16 protein-coding genes are annotated in these 17,705 nt (G+C 71.2%); 7 read left to right on the forward strand and 9 right to left on the reverse strand.

Annotated features, from left to right (window positions below; all coding sequences use genetic code 11):
• Positions 1 to 252 precede the first annotated feature (252 nt).
• Positions 253 to 1,218: an ABC transporter substrate-binding protein gene (locus ABZ098_RS11640; RefSeq protein ID WP_356589695.1), complete on the forward strand. Its 966-nt coding sequence runs from the start codon at positions 253 to 255 to the stop codon at positions 1,216 to 1,218.
• 733 nt (positions 1,219 to 1,951) lie between these two features.
• Here the strand turns inward: ABZ098_RS11640 and ABZ098_RS11645 are convergent.
• The 5 genes from ABZ098_RS11645 to ABZ098_RS11665 all read right to left on the reverse strand — a co-directional run bounded on the left by ABZ098_RS11645 (position 1,952) and on the right by ABZ098_RS11665 (position 7,061).
• A complete protein-coding gene (locus ABZ098_RS11645) occupies positions 1,952 to 2,545 on the reverse strand; it encodes an ATP/GTP-binding protein (protein WP_356589697.1) in 594 nt (197 codons plus the stop codon).
• Positions 2,532 to 2,891 (reverse strand): DUF742 domain-containing protein, encoded by a 360-nt coding sequence (locus ABZ098_RS11650; RefSeq protein WP_356589699.1) that lies wholly within the window; start codon positions 2,889 to 2,891, stop codon positions 2,532 to 2,534. Before ABZ098_RS11650 ends, ABZ098_RS11645 begins: the two co-directional genes overlap by 14 nt.
• Before the next feature lies 1 nt (position 2,892).
• Positions 2,893 to 3,315 carry a roadblock/LC7 domain-containing protein gene (locus tag ABZ098_RS11655; RefSeq protein WP_030313681.1) on the reverse strand — a complete coding sequence of 141 codons (423 nt, stop codon included), beginning with the start codon at positions 3,313 to 3,315 and terminating at the stop codon, positions 2,893 to 2,895.
• A 10-nt stretch (positions 3,316 to 3,325) separates the two neighbouring features.
• Entirely contained in the window at positions 3,326 to 5,947 is a 2,622-nt protein-coding gene (locus tag ABZ098_RS11660) for a nitrate- and nitrite sensing domain-containing protein (RefSeq protein WP_356589701.1), read from the reverse strand.
• 100 nt (positions 5,948 to 6,047) lie between these two features.
• A complete protein-coding gene (locus tag ABZ098_RS11665) occupies positions 6,048 to 7,061 on the reverse strand; it encodes a substrate-binding domain-containing protein (protein ID WP_356589703.1) in 1,014 nt (337 codons plus the stop codon).
• Between the two features lie 358 nt (positions 7,062 to 7,419).
• On the opposite strand from ABZ098_RS11665, the gene ABZ098_RS11670 reads away from it, so the two are divergent.
• On the forward strand, positions 7,420 to 8,151 hold the full coding sequence (locus tag ABZ098_RS11670; RefSeq protein WP_356589705.1) for a peptidase E: 732 nt from the start codon (positions 7,420 to 7,422) through the stop codon (positions 8,149 to 8,151).
• A gap of 81 nt (positions 8,152 to 8,232) precedes the next feature.
• On the opposite strand, the gene ABZ098_RS11675 is transcribed toward ABZ098_RS11670, so the two are convergent.
• Both ABZ098_RS11675 and ABZ098_RS11680 read right to left on the reverse strand, forming a co-directional pair.
• The gene (locus ABZ098_RS11675) at positions 8,233 to 8,760 is read right to left on the reverse strand and encodes a DUF6114 domain-containing protein (RefSeq protein ID WP_356589707.1); all 528 of its coding nucleotides are present in this window, start codon (positions 8,758 to 8,760) and stop codon (positions 8,233 to 8,235) included.
• The gene (locus ABZ098_RS11680; RefSeq protein WP_356589708.1) at positions 8,760 to 9,425 is read right to left on the reverse strand and encodes a DUF6230 family protein; all 666 of its coding nucleotides are present in this window, start codon (positions 9,423 to 9,425) and stop codon (positions 8,760 to 8,762) included. The genes ABZ098_RS11675 and ABZ098_RS11680 overlap by 1 nt, the downstream gene beginning before the upstream one ends.
• A gap of 663 nt (positions 9,426 to 10,088) precedes the next feature.
• On the opposite strand from ABZ098_RS11680, the gene ABZ098_RS11685 reads away from it, so the two are divergent.
• Positions 10,089 to 10,751 carry a Tat pathway signal sequence domain protein gene (locus ABZ098_RS11685; protein WP_356589710.1) on the forward strand — a complete coding sequence of 221 codons (663 nt, stop codon included), beginning with the start codon at positions 10,089 to 10,091 and terminating at the stop codon, positions 10,749 to 10,751.
• A gap of 18 nt (positions 10,752 to 10,769) precedes the next feature.
• Here ABZ098_RS11685 and ABZ098_RS11690 read toward each other — a convergent pair whose 3' ends face one another.
• Positions 10,770 to 11,708 (reverse strand): lytic polysaccharide monooxygenase, encoded by a 939-nt coding sequence (locus ABZ098_RS11690; protein WP_356589712.1) that lies wholly within the window; start codon positions 11,706 to 11,708, stop codon positions 10,770 to 10,772.
• A gap of 374 nt (positions 11,709 to 12,082) precedes the next feature.
• Here ABZ098_RS11690 and ABZ098_RS11695 point away from each other — a divergent pair, with 374 nt between their 5' ends.
• A complete protein-coding gene (locus tag ABZ098_RS11695) occupies positions 12,083 to 13,867 on the forward strand; it encodes a S8 family serine peptidase (protein ID WP_356589713.1) in 1,785 nt (594 codons plus the stop codon).
• A 93-nt stretch (positions 13,868 to 13,960) separates the two neighbouring features.
• Here ABZ098_RS11695 and ABZ098_RS11700 read toward each other — a convergent pair whose 3' ends face one another.
• Positions 13,961 to 14,623 (reverse strand): ScbR family autoregulator-binding transcription factor, encoded by a 663-nt coding sequence (locus ABZ098_RS11700; RefSeq protein ID WP_356589715.1) that lies wholly within the window; start codon positions 14,621 to 14,623, stop codon positions 13,961 to 13,963.
• A 146-nt stretch (positions 14,624 to 14,769) separates the two neighbouring features.
• On the opposite strand from ABZ098_RS11700, the gene ABZ098_RS11705 reads away from it, so the two are divergent.
• From ABZ098_RS11705 to ABZ098_RS11715, 3 genes are all read left to right on the forward strand, one after another.
• Entirely contained in the window at positions 14,770 to 15,696 is a 927-nt protein-coding gene (locus ABZ098_RS11705) for a ScbA/BarX family gamma-butyrolactone biosynthesis protein (protein WP_356589717.1), read from the forward strand.
• A gap of 70 nt (positions 15,697 to 15,766) precedes the next feature.
• A complete protein-coding gene (locus ABZ098_RS11710; RefSeq protein ID WP_356589718.1) occupies positions 15,767 to 16,417 on the forward strand; it encodes a ScbR family autoregulator-binding transcription factor in 651 nt (216 codons plus the stop codon).
• A 101-nt stretch (positions 16,418 to 16,518) separates the two neighbouring features.
• Positions 16,519 to 17,670: a damage-control phosphatase ARMT1 family protein gene (locus ABZ098_RS11715; protein WP_356589720.1), complete on the forward strand. Its 1,152-nt coding sequence runs from the start codon at positions 16,519 to 16,521 to the stop codon at positions 17,668 to 17,670.
• The last annotated feature ends 35 nt before the right edge of the window (positions 17,671 to 17,705 follow it).

The following is a 17,705-nucleotide window of genomic DNA, read 5'->3' on the forward strand; positions in this document are numbered from 1 at the left end:
GCGCCAACTGCGGCGAGACTACAGCCTCTTCGGACAGCGCTTGTTGCCGCCCTGAGTCAAGAATCCGTTACAACCCGAGTCGCACCCCGCGTGCCGGTTTCGCGCTTCCTTCACAACCGACCACGGACCGACGCCAATTGTGACCAGGCCGGTCTTGACTGAGGAAGAACTGGCTGGATTGGATCAGTACGAGGGCTTCCCCGCACGAACGCCCTGACCACTGTGCATCCCCAGAGTTCCGGAACGGGAATCGTGACTTCTACCGCCGCACACCGCAGGTCCCTCAGGAAGAACCCCGGCGTGGCCGCCGTCGCGCTCGCCGCCGCCACGGTGCTGCTGGCCGGGTGCGGGTCCTCCGACGACACCTCCGACCCGCTGAACGAGGACACGGGCGCCGCCGGCAGCGGCGACACCGTCGTCGTCGGCTCGAACAACTTCGCCGAGAGCATCCTGCTCGCCGACATCTACGGCGAGGCCCTGAAGGCGAAGGGCATCAAGGTCACCTACAAGCCCAACATCGGCAGCCGCGAGACCACTTACGGGCTGCTGAAGAACGGCTCCATCACCGTCCTGCCCGAGTACAACGGCTCCCTGCTGGCCTACCTCGACAAGGACGCGGCGCAGGAGTCCGCCGAGGCCGTGAACGCCGCGGTCAAGGCCAAGCTCGACCCCAAGCTGACGCTGCTCGACTCGGCGCCCGCGGAGGACAAGGACTCGGTCAGCGTCAACGCGGCCACCGCGAAGAAGTACGACCTGACCTCCTCCTCCACGCTCGCCGACCTCAAGGACATCGCCCCGGACCTGGTCATCGGCGGTTCGCCGGAGTTCCAGACCCGGCAGCAGGGCCTGCTGGGCCTGGAGTCCCAGTACGGCCTGAAGTTCAAGTCCTTCAAGGCTCTCGACGCGGGCGGTCCGCTGACCCAGGCGGCCCTGAAGAAGAACACCGTCCAGGCCGCGGACATCTTCACGACCGACCCGACCATCACCAAGGAGAAGTTCGTCGTCCTCCAGGACCCGAAGAACCTCTTCGGCTTCGCGAACGTGACCCCGCTGGTCTACAAGTCCGGCCTCACCCAGGAGGGCGTGGCCGCCCTGAACGCGGTCTCGGCCAAGCTGGACACGAAGGCGCTCCTCGACATGGACACCAAGGTCCAGCTCGAGAACGAGGACCCGCTGGACGTGGCGAAGTCCTGGCTGAAGTCCAACGGCCTCGGCTGACGACCCCGCCAGGTGGCGAAGGCCTGGCTGAAGTCCAACGGCCTCGGCTGACGACCCCGCCAGGCCGACACGGCCCGGCCACCGACGCGGAGCGGTTCCCGCGCCGGGGCCGGGCGTCGGTGGTTGCGTGCCGGTGGGTCGTTGCCGGTTCGGGGCGTGCGGGACCACTTGTGTGGTTGTGGCGTTGGGGGCGAGGACCGGTGTTTTCTTCGCCGGGTCGCGCGGACGTCGATGCGGGGGCGTGGCGTCCGATGGTGCTGCCACGGGCCGGTGTGCCGCGCCTCTCATGACACTGGCCCTGGTCGACCGCCGCCGTGCGGTTTCCGCGCCGGTGGCTGTTCGTAGGTGGTTGAGTTCCTGTTGGTCAAGTTCGGTGCGTGCAGGGTCACTTGTGTGGCCGTGGCGTCCGACGGCCAAGCCACCGGCCGGTGTGCCGTGGCACGGGCCCTGGTCGACCGGCGCGTGTGGTTTCCGCGCCGGGGTCGGGCGTCGGTGGTTGCGTGCCGGTTGGTCGTTGCCGGTTCGGGGCGTGCGGGGCCACTTGTGTGGTCGTGGCGTTGAGGGCGAGGACCGGTGTTTCCTTCGCCGGGTCGCGCAGGCGTCGATGCGGGGGTGCGACGTCCGATGGCCGTGGCACGGGCCCTGGTCGACCGGCGCGTGTGGTTTCCGCGCCGGGGCTGGGCGTCGGTGGTTGAGCGACGGGCTGTGCGGGCCCGGTCGGTCGTTGCCGGACCTAGTCGACCGCCGCGGCGATCAGCAGGTCCAGGAGGGCGATCAGTACGTCCCGGGACGACTCGCGTCGGCGGGCGTCGCACAGCACCACCGGGACGTCCTCCGGGAGCGCGAGGGACTCCCTGATGTCCTCGGCCGGGTACGGGTGCCGGCCGTCGAAGCCGTTCACGGCGACGACGAAGGGGATGCGCCGGCGTTCGAAGAAGTCCACGGCGGCGAAGCTCGACTCGGGGCGGCGGACGTCGATCAGGACGACCGCGCCCAGGGCACCGACGGCGAGGTCGTTCCACATGAACCAGAACCGCTGCTGGCCCGGCGTGCCGAAGAGGTAGAGCACGAGTTCGTCGCTGATGGTGATGCGGCCGAAGTCCATGGCCACGGTGGTGGCCCGCTTCTCCTCGATCCCCGCGAGGTCGTCGACGCCCAGGCCCGCGACGGTGAGGGGCTCCTCCGTGCGCAGCGGGGTGATCTCGCTGACCGACCCCACCATCGTGGTCTTGCCGACGCCGAAGCCCCCCGCGATGAGGATCTTGACGGTGTCGGGGGCGGCGGGAGTACCGGCTGTCCCGGCGGCGAGCGTGTCAGAGCCGGCCAAGGCCTTCCCTCACTTTCTGCAACAGGTCCAGGTCCGGGGAGCGGGGCGAGACGAGGCGCGGCGGGTGCGCGGTGATCAGACCCGCCTCCAGCAGATCGCACAGCATGATCACGACCACGCTGACCGGGAGGTCGAGCAGCGCGGCCAGCTCCGCCACGGCGACCGGGCGGACGCACCGGCGCAGGATGCGGGTCTGCTCGGCCTGCGGGCGCGGGGCACCCTCCGGTGGCGGGTCCACCGCGGTCACCGTCGTGATGAGGGTGAAGTCGGCCCGGCTGGGCCGGGTCCGCCCCCCGGTCAGGGCGAACGGTCGCACCAGCCGGCCGGGCGCGTCACTGTCGGTCACCTCACCCGCCGGTGGGGCCGATGCCGGCCCGTGGTGCCGCGCTGAGGTGCTCGCCGATCTTCTTCACCAGCATGTTCATCTGGTACGCCACCACCCCGACATCGGCGTTCGGTCCGGTGAGGACGACGAGGTGGGCGCCGGGTCCCGCGGAGGTGAGGATCAGGAAACTGTTGGCCATCTCGATGAGCGCCTGGCGCACCGGGCCGCCCCGGAAGTCCATGCTGACGCCCTTGCTCAGGCTCATCAGACCGGACGCGGTCGCCGCCAGCCGCTCGGCGTCGTCGCGCAGGAACCCGGTGGACTTGCTGACGACCAGCCCGTCCTCGGAGAGCACGACCGCCTGCGTCACGTCGGCGACCCGCTCCACGAGTCCGGTGAGCAACTGGTCGAGCTGGGTGTGCGTGGCAGGGGTGGGGCGTGTCATGGCGTGTCCTTCATGAGCGATCGGTGTGGGGAGCACGGGCGGCGACGGGCCGGTCCTGCGGGACGTGGATCCCGGCGGGGGCCGGGGCTTCCGGGGCGCCGGGCGGGCCGTTCGGGTCGGCGGTGCCCACTTCCCCGGGGGTGTCGAGCGGGTCGGTCCCATGAGCGGGCACCTTCTCCGGCTCGGCGGTGGGGGCCGGCCGCGCGGACGGGTCCTTGGGGGTGTCGAGGAGGTCGTCCTCGTCCCGGGCGCGGAGTGTGCCGCGCTGGAACCCGGCGAGCGAGGAGGCCGCGTGGTCCGCGGTGAACTCGTCGGCGTCCTCCTCCGGGGTGGCCGCGGCCTCCTCGCGCAGTTCGACGGCGAGGCTCGTCTGCGGCACCCGCCGGGGGAGCGGGGTGAGGCCGTCGGGGCGGGGGGTGACGGTGGCACGCGCCCCGGAGAGCGGCCGGGGCTGCGCCCGATCGGACGCCGACTCCGGCCCGGCCGCCGACTCCGCGTCCGGCACAGCCACCGCTGCGGCCGGGTCTGCGGATCCCGGGGCGTCGGCCGAGTCCGCCGTACCTTCCGTACCGGTGGGGGCCTCGACCCCGGCCGGGTCCTTCCTGCGGCTCGGCTCCGTCTCCTCGCCGGTCACGCCACCGGTCTTCCCGGCCGTCACGCCCGCCGTCTCCGCTGCCGTCACCCCGTGCCGGCCCTCCGCCCCGTCCTCGTCCCGTACGACGATCTCGTGCGGGATCAGGACGATGGCCGTCGTTCCGCCGTACGGCGAGGAGCGCAGGGTCACCTGGATGCCGTGGCGGTTGGCGAGGCGGGCGATGACGAACATGCCGAGGCGCAGATCGTCGGCGAGGGCGACCACGTCGAACTTGGGTGCCTCGGCCAGGTGGGCGTTGAAGGCGGCGTACTCGTCCTCCGACATGCCAAGGCCCCGGTCCTCGACCTCGACGGCCAGCCCCTTGGCGACCAGCCCGGCCCGCACCCCGACGGGACTCGGCGCGGGGGAGTACAGCGTCGCGTTCTCGATCAGTTCGGCCAGCAGGTGGATCACGTCCGCGACCGCGGGCGGGGCCAGGCAGACCTCCTCCTCGGTGCGCACCTCCACCCGCTGGTACTCGGCGACCTCGCCCACCGCGCTGCGCAGGATGTCGATCAGCGCGACCGGCTCGGTCCAGCTGCGCCGCGGCTGTCCGCCGCTGATGATGACCAGGTTCTCCTCGTACCGCCGCAACTGGCTGGCCGTGGAGTCGAGTTCGTACAGTCCCGACAGGACGTCCGGGTCCTGGTGCTCGCGCTCCAGTGTGTCCAGCCGGCTGAGCTGGAGGTTGACCAGGTTCTGGCTCTGCCGGGCGATCCCGAGGATCACCTTCTGGAACCCGCGCCGGGTGTCGGCGAGTTCGACGGCGGTCACCACGGCCGTGCGCTGCGCCGTGTTGAACGCCTTGGCCACCTGCCCGAGTTCGTCGGAGCCGTAGTCCAGCTCCGGCGCGGCCCGGTCCACATCGACCTTCTCGCCGCGCTCCAGCCGCGCCACCACGTCAGGCAGCCGCTCCTGGGCGAGGCCCAGCGTGGCCTCCCGCAGACCCCGCAGTCGCCGGGACAGCGAGCGGGTGATCCGCCAGGACATGACGAGGCAGACCAGCAGCGCGATCAGTCCGCCCGCGCTGAGCGAGGCCGCGGTCAGGAGCTGCTCGTAGGCCTTGTCCGCGCTCCGGGTCAGCAGCCCCGAGGTCTGCTGCCGGATCAGGTCGGTGTAGCGGACGGAGACCTGCTGCATGGCCGCGGCCCACCGCTTGCCCGCGTCCGGCAGGGCCACCCGCCCCGTGCCGTCGGCCGGCCGCGCGGCGAGGACCTGGTCCTCGACCGTCGTGAGGGTCCGCCAGTCCGCGCTCGCCAGGATCCGCTGGGTCTGCGTCTTCGCGTCGCCGCTCAACGCGGGCACGATCTGGTCCTCGACGAGCCAGCGGCGCGTGTTCACCAGCTGGACGAAGTGCTCCCAGGCCTTCTCGTCGAGATGCCCGGACGGCCAGGCCAGGGTGAGGGCCACGTCCTCCTGTGACATCAGCTCCGCCGCGTGTTCGAGGGCGACGAGCGGCTCGGCCTGCGAGGTGAGGTCGCCGTCGTCGACCTGCGAGAGCTGCTGGAAGGCGTGGATCTGGTCGTCGATGATCGACGTGTACTGGTCGAGGGCCTGTTGGGCGGTGATGTCGGTGGGCCGGTCCACCTGGTCGCGGTAGTACTCCAGGCTGCCCACGGAGCCGAGGACCGAGTAGAGCTGGTCGGCGATGCGCGAGGGGGCCCGCTGGATCTCGTCGGACCGCCGCAGGAGCTTGGCGACCGCCGCGTCGGTGGCCGCCCGCTTCTCGTCCAGGGCGGCGCGGGAACCGGGCACCTTGGCCAGCCAGGCGGCGGACACCGCGCGTTCCCCCTGCAACGCGAGCGTGGCCTCGGTGCCCATCGCGCCGGTCGACCTGCTCAGCTCGGTCTGGGAGCGCAGCCGTAGGCCTTCCGAGAACAACTGCGTGGTCGTCACACCCCACATCGTGGCGAGCGTGACGCTCGGCACCAGCGCCAGCATGATGAGGGAGAGACGTATGGAGCCGAGGCGGCGCCGGGCGCCTTTCCGGTCGGGCATGGTCGTCCTTGGGCGGTCAGGGGGAGTGGGTTTTCCTGCGGTCGGTTCCTGCGGTCGTCTGCTGCGGTGGTCGGTTCCCGCCGTGCTCGCGGCGGGAGGGTCAACGGGTGCCGGCGGCGGCGAACCTCGCGACCGCGGCGACGTTCGTCCGGGTGACGAACGCGGGCCCGGTGAGCACGGGAGCCACACCGCCCCCGCTGATGTTGCCGTTGGTCCGGTACAGCCACAGCGAGTCCACCGCGAGGTAGCCCTGGAGATACGGCTGCTGGTCCACCGCGAACTGCACGGTCCCGGCGCGGATCGCCTTGACCAGGTCGTTGTTGAGGTCGAAGGTGGCGACCCGGGCCGTGCTGCCCGCGGCCTTCACCGAGTCCACGGCGTCCAGCGCGAACTGCGCGCCGAGCGTGACGACCGCGTCGATACCGGGATCCTGCCGCAGCCTGGCCGTGAGGACGGCGTCCACGGCCTCGGGATCGGTGCCCTCCACGTACACGTTCTCGGTCTCGCCGCCGAACGTCTTCCGTACACCGGCGCAGCGCGCCTCCAGGGCGACGTTGCCCCGCTCGTGGATGACGCACAGCACGTGTTTGGCCCTCAGGCCGTTCAGCTTGTCCCCGACGGCCGCGCCGGCCACGATCTCGTCCTGGCCGAAGTACTCCAGCAGTCCCTGCGACTTCCAGGCGTCGATACCGGAGTTGAGGCCCACCACCGGGATGCCGGCCGCCCGTGCCGCGGCCACCGGGGCCTTCATCGCGGCCGGCTTCGCCAGGGTCACCGCGATGCCGTCGACCCGGTCACCGATCGCGTCGCGCACCAGCCGGGCCTGTCCCGTCGGATCGGAGTCGTTGGCGTACGTCAGGTCGACGCCGTCCTTGGCGGCGGCGGCCTCGGCGCCCTTCCGCACGAGCTCCCAGAAGGCGTCCCCCTCGCCGCCATGGGTGATCAGGGCGATCTTCAGCCCGGCGGCGTCCGCCCCGTTCGCCGCGCCCGTGCCCGCGCCGAGCCGGTCGCCGCCGGCGCCGGAGCAGCCGGCGAGCAGCAGGAGAGCGACGGAGAGGAGGGCGGCCACGCGCAGGGATCTCAAGGAAGTCCGAGGTGGGGGAGGAGTGTTCATGGGGTGCGGCACCTCGCTGTGCGGCCTGGCAGGCGGAACGAGAAAGTGTGGCCGGAACGCGGGCGCGGCGGCCGTTGAACTTTCACTGGCCAGGAGCCAACCGCGTGTGACCGCCGGTAGTCAAGTGATCAGCCCCTTGTAATGACTTCTCGGTTCCGCATCGTAATGATCTTCACATCGGTGTGCAGGAGAATGCCCACACCCTGTCCGCGTCCCCGATCGCCCCGGCCGGTGTGCGTTTTCCTCCACCTGCCCCCCTCCCGAGGGCTCGCGCTCGTCGCGCCGCTGCTCGGCGAGGCCGTGAACCTGCTGGACGCGACCGTCGTCCAGGTCGCCGGGCCTGACTAGGATCATGTGAATGGCCGTAGAACCGACGATCGTCGCCACCTCCGGAGGGCACCGCACCGGCGGTCGCACCATGGTGTCGTTCCACGCACTGGTGCACCACGCCGTCGACCTCTCGGGCGCCCACGGCCGCAGGCCGCGCGTGATGTACGTCGGCACGGCCGTCGGGGACGCCGAACACTTCACGGCACGGATGCACGAGGCGGCACGGGTGGCCGGTTTCGACCTCACGCCGCTCCAGCTCTTCCCCATGCCCAACCTGGACGACGTCGAGGGCACCGTCCTGGAGCAGGACGTGGTGTGGGTGATGGGCGGCTCGGTGGCGAACCTGCTCGCCGTGTGGCGGGTGCACGGCCTCGACCGGATCATGCGCCGGGCCTGGGAGTCCGGCGTGGTGCTCAGCGGGGTCAGCGCGGGATCGCTGTGCTGGTTCGAGGGCGGCACCACCGACTCGTACGGCCCCGAACTCCGCCCGCTCACCGACGCGTTGGGCTTCCTGCCGTACGGCAACGGGGTGCACTACGACAGCGATCCGGGCCGCCGTCCCCTGGTCCACCGGCTCGTGGCCGACGGCACCCTGCCCGTCACCCACTGCACGGACGACGGTGTGGGACTGGTCTACCGCGGCACCGAACTCGTCGAGGCGGTGACCGAGGTGCCCGGCAAGGGCGCATACGTCGTCACGCGCGACGGCGACACGGCGGTGGAGGAACGCGTCGAACCGCGCGGGCTGCCCGGCGTGTGACGGGCGTGCCCGCGCGGTCGGGCCCCGGGAGGGGAAGGCGGACGCGCGATCCGGCTGCGGGAGCGGCCCCCGCGTCCGGGACTACTGGGCGGCCCTCGGCAGACCGGTGGCCGGCACGGCCTGAGCCGTGCGGGTGTCGGTACCGGCCTGGTCCGTTCCGGTCGCCGGCCCGTCCTCGGACGCCCGCTGGGCCGGTCCGTGCCGGTCGCGGCGGCTCACCCGCGGCTCCTGGTCGGGCAGCCAGCCGAAGGTCAGCACGCTGCCCACGACCCCCAGCAGCAGGCCCACCATGAACCCGCCCAGGTTCGAGGTGACCCAGGTGCCCAGGGAGATCAGGACGCCGGTGATCGAGTAGAACAGGCGCTGGGCGGGGCTGAAGAGGATCAGCAGCCCCAGCAGCACCATCAGGGTCGGCAGGAGGTAGCCCGCCACTCCCTGCATCCCGACATGGAGGACGACCTTCAACGAGGCCTTCATGGTGAGCAGGATCCATGCCCCGCCCAGCGTGAGCCACAGCCCGCCGAAGAAGGGGCGTCCGTACACCCAGCGGGTGAACGCGTCCTGGCTGACCGCGGGCTGCTGGACGCCCTGCGGCTGCTGGCCCTCCATCAGCAACCCGTGCTGCTGAAGCTGAGCTTGAGGCCGGGCAGCTTGAACACGCCTGCCGTGGTGGCGTAGTTGGTCTGCCGCAGGTCGTCGATGTGCACGGTGTCGGCCTGCTGGCTGAAGACGCCGAGGGGTCCCTTCACACCCGCCTTGGTGAGGGTGCTGGCGTCGTTGCCGATCTCGATGTTGTTGAAGGAGGCGTTGCCGGACATCTCGGTCGAGTCCGTGGTGAGGTCGGTCGCCTCGACCTTCCGGCTCCCGGCGCCCGCCTTGATGAGCAGGTTGGTGCCGCCCAGGTCGACGCTCTGGCACAGCTTGGTGAGGGTGGCGCTCTTGATGGCGGAGGTCACGACCAGCACCTGGCCGCCGGTGTCGCCGGCGTTCGGGCTGTTGTCCGCCATGTTGTCGAGGCCGCCGAACTGCTCGAAGCCGGTGCCGTTGAGCTCCGTCGCGGTGACCGTGAAGGGCATGCCGGAGATGGCGAACTGGACGCCCAGGGCGCCCTGGGCGGTCACGACCGCCAGGCCCGCGGTGATCACGACGGCCGGCACGGCCATGATCGCGGCTCGGCGGCCCCGGACCCGCCCGCGTCTCGCGGGGCTGTCGGGGGCTTCGGGGGCGGAACCGCTTTCGGGGGTCTCGGAGGTGGTGCCGACGGACGAGGCCATGTGCTGCTCCCAGGGGCATAGTCAACGCAAGTGGGGCTCACGTGCGGATGTGCGGCTTCAGTGGCTTGTTGTCCTGGCGCGGACAGCGGCTGCGGTGTACGTCTCCTCCCAACCCCCGGCGGCTGCAAGGGCTTACCCGTACTCCGCAGTAACGCCTCGGAAGTTACCGGCGGTTACGCCCGTGGGTCAAGCAAGTTGTGAGTAAAGGGTGTCGATTATGTGCCACCCGTGATCAACAACGTCGTCGGCGGTGATGAATAACCGTCGATCAAAGATCAACTCCCTTGCAACACCTTGACGTTGACGATTGATCAGGTCTACAACTCTCGTGGCTTCCCCGGATCCGTGGCGCCGGATCCGAGCCGTCGGGCGGCACCTGCCCGCATTCCCGGACCATCTGTCCCTCACGGGCTCTTCACCGCCCGAGTCCCACCCTCCACGGCACCCGAAACGGCCGTTTCCCCCCTGGGCCGCACCGGGCTCGCCATCTCTCGCCCGGCCCGACCGGAGCCCTCCCCCATGGGGCAACCGGCCGGTCGCCGGCCTGATGCCGCTGCCGGTCCGTCACGTACGGAGAAGGCGTGACGGGCCGGCAACGGTGGACGCCGACGCGCGTCCGCGCCCCCCACACCCACCCTCACCTCACGAAAGAGGCAATCCCCCATGCGTATGCGTTCTCTGCTCTCCCTCACCGCCGCTGCCGCCGCCTTCGCGCTCCCCGTCGCGGTGGCCGCGTCCGCGCCCGCCGCGGCGGCCGATGTCGCGGTCCTCACCACCGGCTCGGTCGGCGGCGCCAACGTCGCCGAGGGCACGGCCATCAGCGCCTCCCTGGCCACCGGCACCACCGCCACCCTCTACTCCAGCTCGACCGGCACCAGCGGGATCACCTGCTCGGCGTCCACCTTCAGCGCCACGGTCGGCAGCAACCCCACCGCGCCGGGCACCGCCACCGAGTCCCTGACCGGGCAGACCTTCAGCAACTGCACCTCGAACGTGGTCGGCGTCCTCGGCGTCACCAGCATCACCGTGAACAACCTGCCGTACACCACCGCCGTCTCCTCCGACGGCACCGTCACCGTGACCCCGGCGAGCGGTTCCGCCATCCAGACCACCGTCGTGCTGCGCACCCTGCTGGGCAGCGTGAGCTGTGTCTACCAGGCGGCGTCCGGCCTGTCCGGCACGGCCGACAACTCCGACAACAGCATCAAGTTCGCCAACCAGCAGTTCAGCCGGACGTCCGGTTCCTCGCTCTGCCCCGCCAGCGGTTTCTGGACCGCGAAGTACAGCCCGGTGACCGCGGACGGCGAGCCGGTCTACGTCAACTGAACTCCGTAACCGCGTAGTTCAGCGTCGGCGCAGACGAAGCGCCAGGGCGGCGCCCCCGGTGAGCACCAGCACCGCGGCGGCGCCGCCCGCCATCATGGGAGCGGACGGACCGGAGCCGGGATCCGCGTCGGCCGCCACCGGAGTGGAGTCAGGCACCGCACCGCCCGCCGAACGGGCCACGGAAGGTGTCGGCGAGACAACGGCGGCGGCGGTGGTCGGCGCCGGACTCCTCACGGGCTCCTTCTTCGCGGTCCTCGACGGGGCCGGGGAAGCGGCGGCCCCCGTCCCGGCACCGCTGTCCTCGGCCGCCGCCGCCGGGAACACCACGTCCGAGCACGAGTAGTACGTGTCCGGCGTACTGCTGTTCTGCCAGATCGTGTACAGCACCTGCCGGCCCGTCCGGTCCTTCGGCAGCGTCATCCTGATCCGGTACGCGCCGTCCGTCAGCGCCGGGTCCTTCACCTCGGCGAACGGCCGCTCCGGGAGATCGGACCACTTCAGCGGCTTCGACGGGTCGTAGCCCGGCTCGGTGAGGTACATGCGGAACGTGCCGGTGTGCGGGATCGTCGAGACGTACTTCATGGTCAGGGTCGCGCCGGGGGACAGGCGCGTGGACGGCCAGTCGGAGCGGGCCAGGTCGAGCCCCTTGTAGGCGGGCAGGCCGCCGCTGCACAGCTTTCCGTCCGGGATCGTCTGCCGGTCCCGGCCGTTCACGTTCGGGACCCTCAGGTTGTCCCACGCCGTGAAGGGCGAGCCGTTCGCCGCCACGGCCGCCCGACACGCGGCCGTGCCCGAGGAGTCGCCGTCGGGGGAGCAGCCGAAGACCCGGCTGACCGGATCCGTGGGAGCGCCGTGGGCCTGCGCGGGCGCCGCCGCGAACACGGTCAGCAGGAACGGGGACAGGGCGGCGATCGCCGCACTCGTACGGCGAGTTGATGTCCAGGGCATCCGGGCCATCCGGAACGCCTCCTCGGGCGGCGCGGGAACGACGGGCTTCCGTGCAGTACGGGGCGCGGCCCCCTCGCGTTCACCGGCGCACCGGGATCGACCCCCTCCGCCTTCGCGCAGACGCGGGCAAAGAGGCCATCCCCGGTCAACCGGCCACCGTAGAGGGTGGCTTTCCGGCCGGGTCAAGGGTTTCCCCTGTATCCGCATGACCTGCTCTTTGCCTATCGTTCGACCACAGCTGACCCACAGGCAACCCCGAACGGGTCACGCTTCCCCCTCTTGGCCGGCCCCGCGCTCCTGGCTTCACCCCCCGCCGCTTCATCGACGAAGCGATTCGACTGCTGCTCCGCGCTGCCCGGAGCACGGCCCCGAAAGGCAAGCCCTTGCGTACCTCCCCGTCCCTCCGGCGGAAGCTGATATCCGCCGCCGCCGTCTCCGCGGCCCTCCTCTCCGTCGGCACGGCCTCCGTCGCCGTCGCCCAGGACGCCCCCGCACAGGAGGCCGCCGTCCCGGCCGCGCTCACCGAGGCCGCCCCCGGCGTCCAGGCCGAGCGCCTGATCGTCGGCTACAAGTCCGGCGCGGCCGAGGCCACCTCGAACAAGGCCGCCGAGGCCGACGCCGCCGCCAAGGACGCCGACTTCCAGCGCAGACTCGGCACCGGCGCCGCCCTCGTCGACCTGGGCGCCGACCCCAGCAAGGCCGAAGTGGCGGACGCCGTCGCCGAGTTCAAGGCCGACCCGCAGGTCGCCTACGTCGTGCCGGACCGCCTCAACAAGCCGCAGGCCGACCCGAACGACACCGAGTACGCCAAGCAGTGGGACCTGTTCGAGTCCACGGCCGGCATGAACGTGCCGGGTGCCTGGGCGAAGTCCACCGGCACCGGCGTCACCGTCGCCGTCATCGACACCGGCTACGTCGCCCACAGCGACCTCGCCGCGAACATCGTCGGCGGCTACGACTTTATCTCCGACACCGCGGTCTCCGTCGACGGCAACGGCCGCGACAGCAACCCCGCCGACCCGGGCGACTACTACGCGGCCAACGAGTGCGGCGCCGGCATCCCGGCCTCCACCTCCTCCTGGCACGGCACGCACGTCGCCGGCACCATCGCCGCGGTCACCAACAACGGCAAGGGCGTCGCGGGCATCGCGTACGGCGCGAAGATCTCCCCGGTGCGCGTGCTCGGCAAGTGCGGCGGCTACGACTCCGACATCATCGACGGCATCACCTGGGCGTCCGGCGGCACCGTCTCCGGCGTGCCCGCCAACACCAACGTCGCCAAGGTCATCAACATGAGCCTCGGCGGCGACGGCGCCTGCACCTCGGCGACCCAGACCGCCATCAACAACGCCGTCAGCCGCGGCACGACCGTCGTGGTGGCCGCCGGCAACGACAACGAGAACGTCTCCGGCCACTCGCCGGGCAACTGCAACAACATCATCTCGGTCGCCGCGACCAACCGCTCCGGCGCCAAGGCCTCGTACTCCAACTACGGCTCCCTCGTGGACATCTCGGCGCCCGGCGGCCAGACCAGCACCGGAACCGCCAACGGCATCCTGTCCACGCTCAACTCCGGTTCCTCGACGCCGTCCTCGGAGTCGTACGACTACTACCAGGGCACCAGCATGGCCACCCCGCACATCGCGGGCCTGGTCGCGCTGGTGAAGTCGGCGAACTCCGCGCTGACCCCGGCGCAGATCGAGACCGCCATCAAGAACAACGCCCGTCCGCTGCCCGGCGCCTGCTCCGGCGGCTGCGGCGCGGGCCTGGCCGACGCGGCGAAGACGGTGGCGGCCGTCAGCGGCGGCGGTACGACCACGGGGACGACCTTCTCCAGCACCACCGCCGTCTCCATCCCGGACAACGGCTCGGCGATCGAGTCCCCCATCGCCGTCAGCGGCCGCACCGGCAACGCCCCCTCGGCCCTCCAGGTCGGCGTCGACATCACCCACACCTACCGCGGTGACCTGGCGATCAGCCTCGTCGCCCCGGACGGCACGGTGTACAGCCTGAAGCCGGCGAGCTCCTCGGACTCCGCGGACAACGTCAACACCACCTACACCGTGAACGCCTCCTCCGAGACGGCCAACGGCACCTGGAAGCTCCGCGTCCAGGACACGGCCGCGCAGGACACGGGCACGCTCAACGGCTGGAAGCTGACCTTCTGAGCGAACTCCCGGGAACGAGTGGGCCGGCCGGTGCGGATGGGGCACCGGCCGGCCCCTCTCGTATGTCGTCCGTCCGTCACCGGCCGTCCCCGATCACGCCTCGGCGCCCACCAGTTCACCGCTCCCGAGGGACGCCAGCACCCGTGTCCCGCGGTCGGGTCGGCTGTCGAGTCCGACCAGCAGCCCCGGCACCGCGATGCTCGGCAGCAGATGGGCCCACATCACGGAGATCCGGTGCCCGAGATCCTCCCGCCCGTGCAGCGCCCGTGACATCAACTGCACCCCGGCGAACGCCCCGACCAGCAGATCCGCCGTGTCCCGCGGCTCGACCGTGGGCAGCAACTCGCCCTGGTCCCGGGCCCCTTGCAGCATCGCCACCAGGTGCTCGCTCCACTGCCGGAACGGCCCCGTGTGATCGACGCCGGGCGGTGCGCACTGGTCCACCGTCAGCCGCACGCTCCCCTTCAGCAGGGAGTTGGTCCGCAGCCGCTCTCCGAAGACGAACGTCATGTCGACGATCTCCTGCACCTTGCACGGATGCGGCGGTACGGCACCCAGCGACAACTGCTCGTCGAGCACCGCCTGCGCCAGGGACTCCTTGGAGGCGAAGTGGAAGTAGAGGGCCCCTTTGGTGACTTCGGCCCGCTCCAGCACCATCGCGATGGTGCTCGCCGCGTACCCGTGTTCGTCGAAGACGGCGCCGGCGGCCTCCACGATCGTCCTGCGTGTCCTGATGGCGCGCTCCTGTCTCGCCATAAGAACCCCTCCCATGCGCCGAGTTCGGATCCCGTCCGGTCTCGATCAGGTCACATTGAAAACAGACCGGAGTCCCTCGTACTCTATCGCTCACCGGCACGGGCACCTCACCGTCCGTCATCGCTTCGGAGGAACGAGGGGGAAACATGCCAGAGTTACGGCAGTCCACACGGGCCCGGGCCGGATCCGGGCCGCTGACCGCGACCGTACCCCGCGAGTTCGTGCACCGCGTGGCCGTCGCGGAGATCCTCCTCACCGGCTGGACCAGGACGGACGCCGAGCGGTTCACCATCACCGCCCAGTGGCCGCGCGCCCATCAGTTACACGTGTCCCCGGACCGTTCGGCGTACGAGCCGCTGCTGATTGCAGAAACGGTCCGCCAGTGCGGGGCGCTACTCGCCCACGCGGCCTACGAGGTCCCCCTCGGGCACCAGTTCGTCCTCCAGGAACTGCGTGTCGACACGCGCCCGGAACACCTGGCCGTCGGTGCCGCCCCCGCCGAACCCGTTATCGACATCACCGTCACGGAGGTCCGCCGCCGCGCCGGCCGCGCGGCCGCCCTGCGCTACGACGCCGCCGTACGTCTGGGCGGTGAACGGGTCGCGACCGGCCACATCGCCGTGACCTGGACCAACGAGTCGGTCTACCGCCGACTGCGCGGAGGGCGCACCGCCGACGTCGGCACCCTGCGGCTGCCCCGGCCGCTGCCGGCGCCGCTGCCCGCCGAGACGGTGGGACGGGCCCTCGCCGCCGACGTCCTCCTCTCGCCCACGGCCCGCCCCGGCCGCTGGCGGCTCCGCGTCGATACCGCGCATCCTGTTTTCTTCGACCACCCCCTGGACCACGTCCCCGGCATGCTCCTCCTGGAGGCCGCCCGGCAGACCGTACGGGCGCACGGAGGACGAAAGGGCCGGGTGCCGGTGTCGTTCCACGCGGTGTTTCGCCAGTTCGCGGAGCTCGACGAGCCGGTCTGGACGGAAGTGAGCGAGGAGGGCGGCACAGACGTACAAGTCATCGCGCTGCAAAGAGAATCGGTGGTCTTCGAGTGCCGGGTGGGTGCCGTCGCAGGGTGAGATATCGTGTACAGGGAGTAAGAAACAAACGGCATGACCCGTTCTTTTCCGTAACAGGAGTGTGCAGTCGATGCCGAGGCAGTTACGCGCTGAACAGACCCGAGCGACGATCATCTCCGCCGCCGCCGATCTGTTCGACCGTCGCGGCTATGAATCGACCAGTCTGAGCGACATCGTCGCGCACGCCCAAGTCACCAAAGGGGCGCTCTACTTCCACTTCGCGGCGAAGGGCGATCTCGCGCACGCGATCATGGAGATCCAGTCGCGGGCGTCCCGCCAGCTCACGGGCGACGTGGACGCCCGCGGGTACACCTCGCTGGAGGCGCTGGTCCGCATCACCTTCGGGATAGCGCGGTTGTCCGTCGAGGGACCGGTGCTCCGGGCCGGGCTCCGGCTCGCGACCGGGGGCGTCGAGGTGCGGCCGCCGCTGCGGCATCCGTTCACGGAGTGGCTGGACCTGGCCACGGGCAAGCTGCTGGGGGCGGTCAAGGAGGCCGACCTCCACCCGGACACCGATGTGGACGCGGTGGCTCACTCGCTGGTGTGCTTCTTCGTCGGGACGCGGGTGGTGGGACGGCATCTGGAACCACTGGGGCGCCAGCCGCGGAGGCTCGCGGAGATGTGGCACGTGATGATCCGGGGCCTAGTCCCGGTGCCTCGGCGGGCGCGGTACCTGGCACTGGTCAGCCAGCTGGAGCAGGAGTCCCGCGGCGGCGGGTGAGCGTGCCGTCGCGTGCACCGGTGCGCTCCGCCCGGCCGCGCCCACGCGGGGGAGCCACACCGTGACGCGGCCCCGTCCGCCGCGCTGGCTACAGTCGGTGCATGTCTATCGGCGCGGCCGTCATCCTCGGCAATGAACCCGGCTCCTTCCCGCACAGCGTGCTCGCCGAGCGGCACCCCGCGATCATCGGGCAGGTGCGGGAGAGCTTTCCGTACGGCCCCACGCAGCACCGCGCCCTGGACGCCCTGCTCGAAAGCTGCACCAAGGGTGTCATCGAGCCGCTCCCCGGCGGGGCGTGGGCCGAGTGGGGGATCGACGCCTGCGTGGGGCGGTCCTGGTTCGACGTGCCGTGGCTCTGGTCCGAGAGCTACTTCTACCGGCGGCTCCTCGACGCCGTCGGGTACTTCGGGAACGGCCCCTGGCGCGGTATCGACCCCTTCCGGCCCTCCAAGCTCGCCGAACTCGACTCCCGCGAGACCGACGAGGAGCTGGCGGCCCTGGACGAACTCGCCGCCCTGCCCGTCGAGGAGCAGCAGAGGGCCCTGCTGCACGGCTCGTTGTGGGGGAACCGGGCCGACCTCGGCTTCCGGCTCTCCGACGGGGCGGCCGAGGGCCGGGCCGCGGTGCCGGACCTGGTCGCCGACGACAGCGACCGGCTGCGGGCGCTGCTCGACGGTGCCGGCACCCTCTGTCTGATCGCCGACAACGCCGGGCGCGAACTGATCCCCGACCTCCTGCTGGTGGCCCACCTCCTCGAACACGGCCGGGTCGAGCGGGCGGTGCTGCACGTGAAGCCGTACCCCTACTACGTGTCCGACGCGACCACCGCCGACGTGGTCGACGCGCTGCGCCGGCTCGTGCGGGCGCCTGGGGAGGCCGCCGGGTACGGGCGCCGGCTGTGGGACGCCATGGCCGACGGGCGGCTCGACGTCCGTGCCCACGCGTTCTCCTGCGCTCCGCTGCCGTACGCGGACATGCCCGCCGATCTGCGGGCCGAGATCGGCGGGGCCTCGGTCACCGTCCTGAAGGGCGACCTCAACTACCGCCGTCTGGTGGGCGACCGGTGGTGGACGCCGACCACGCCGTTCGCCGAGGTGACCGCGCACTTCCCGGGACCGGTCGCCGCCCTGCGCACCCTGAAGTCCGATGTGATCACCGGTCTCGACGGGCGCACGGAGACCGCGCTGGACGAGGCGGAGGGGCCGCGCTGGCGGACGAGCGGGACCCACGCGCTCATCCAGGTCCGGCCCTGAGGGGAGCTATGCTGCCGACTTGTACCGGTGGGCCG

The organism is Streptomyces sp. NPDC006335, from assembly GCF_040612795.1.
Lineage (GTDB): Bacteria > Actinomycetota > Actinomycetes > Streptomycetales > Streptomycetaceae > Streptomyces.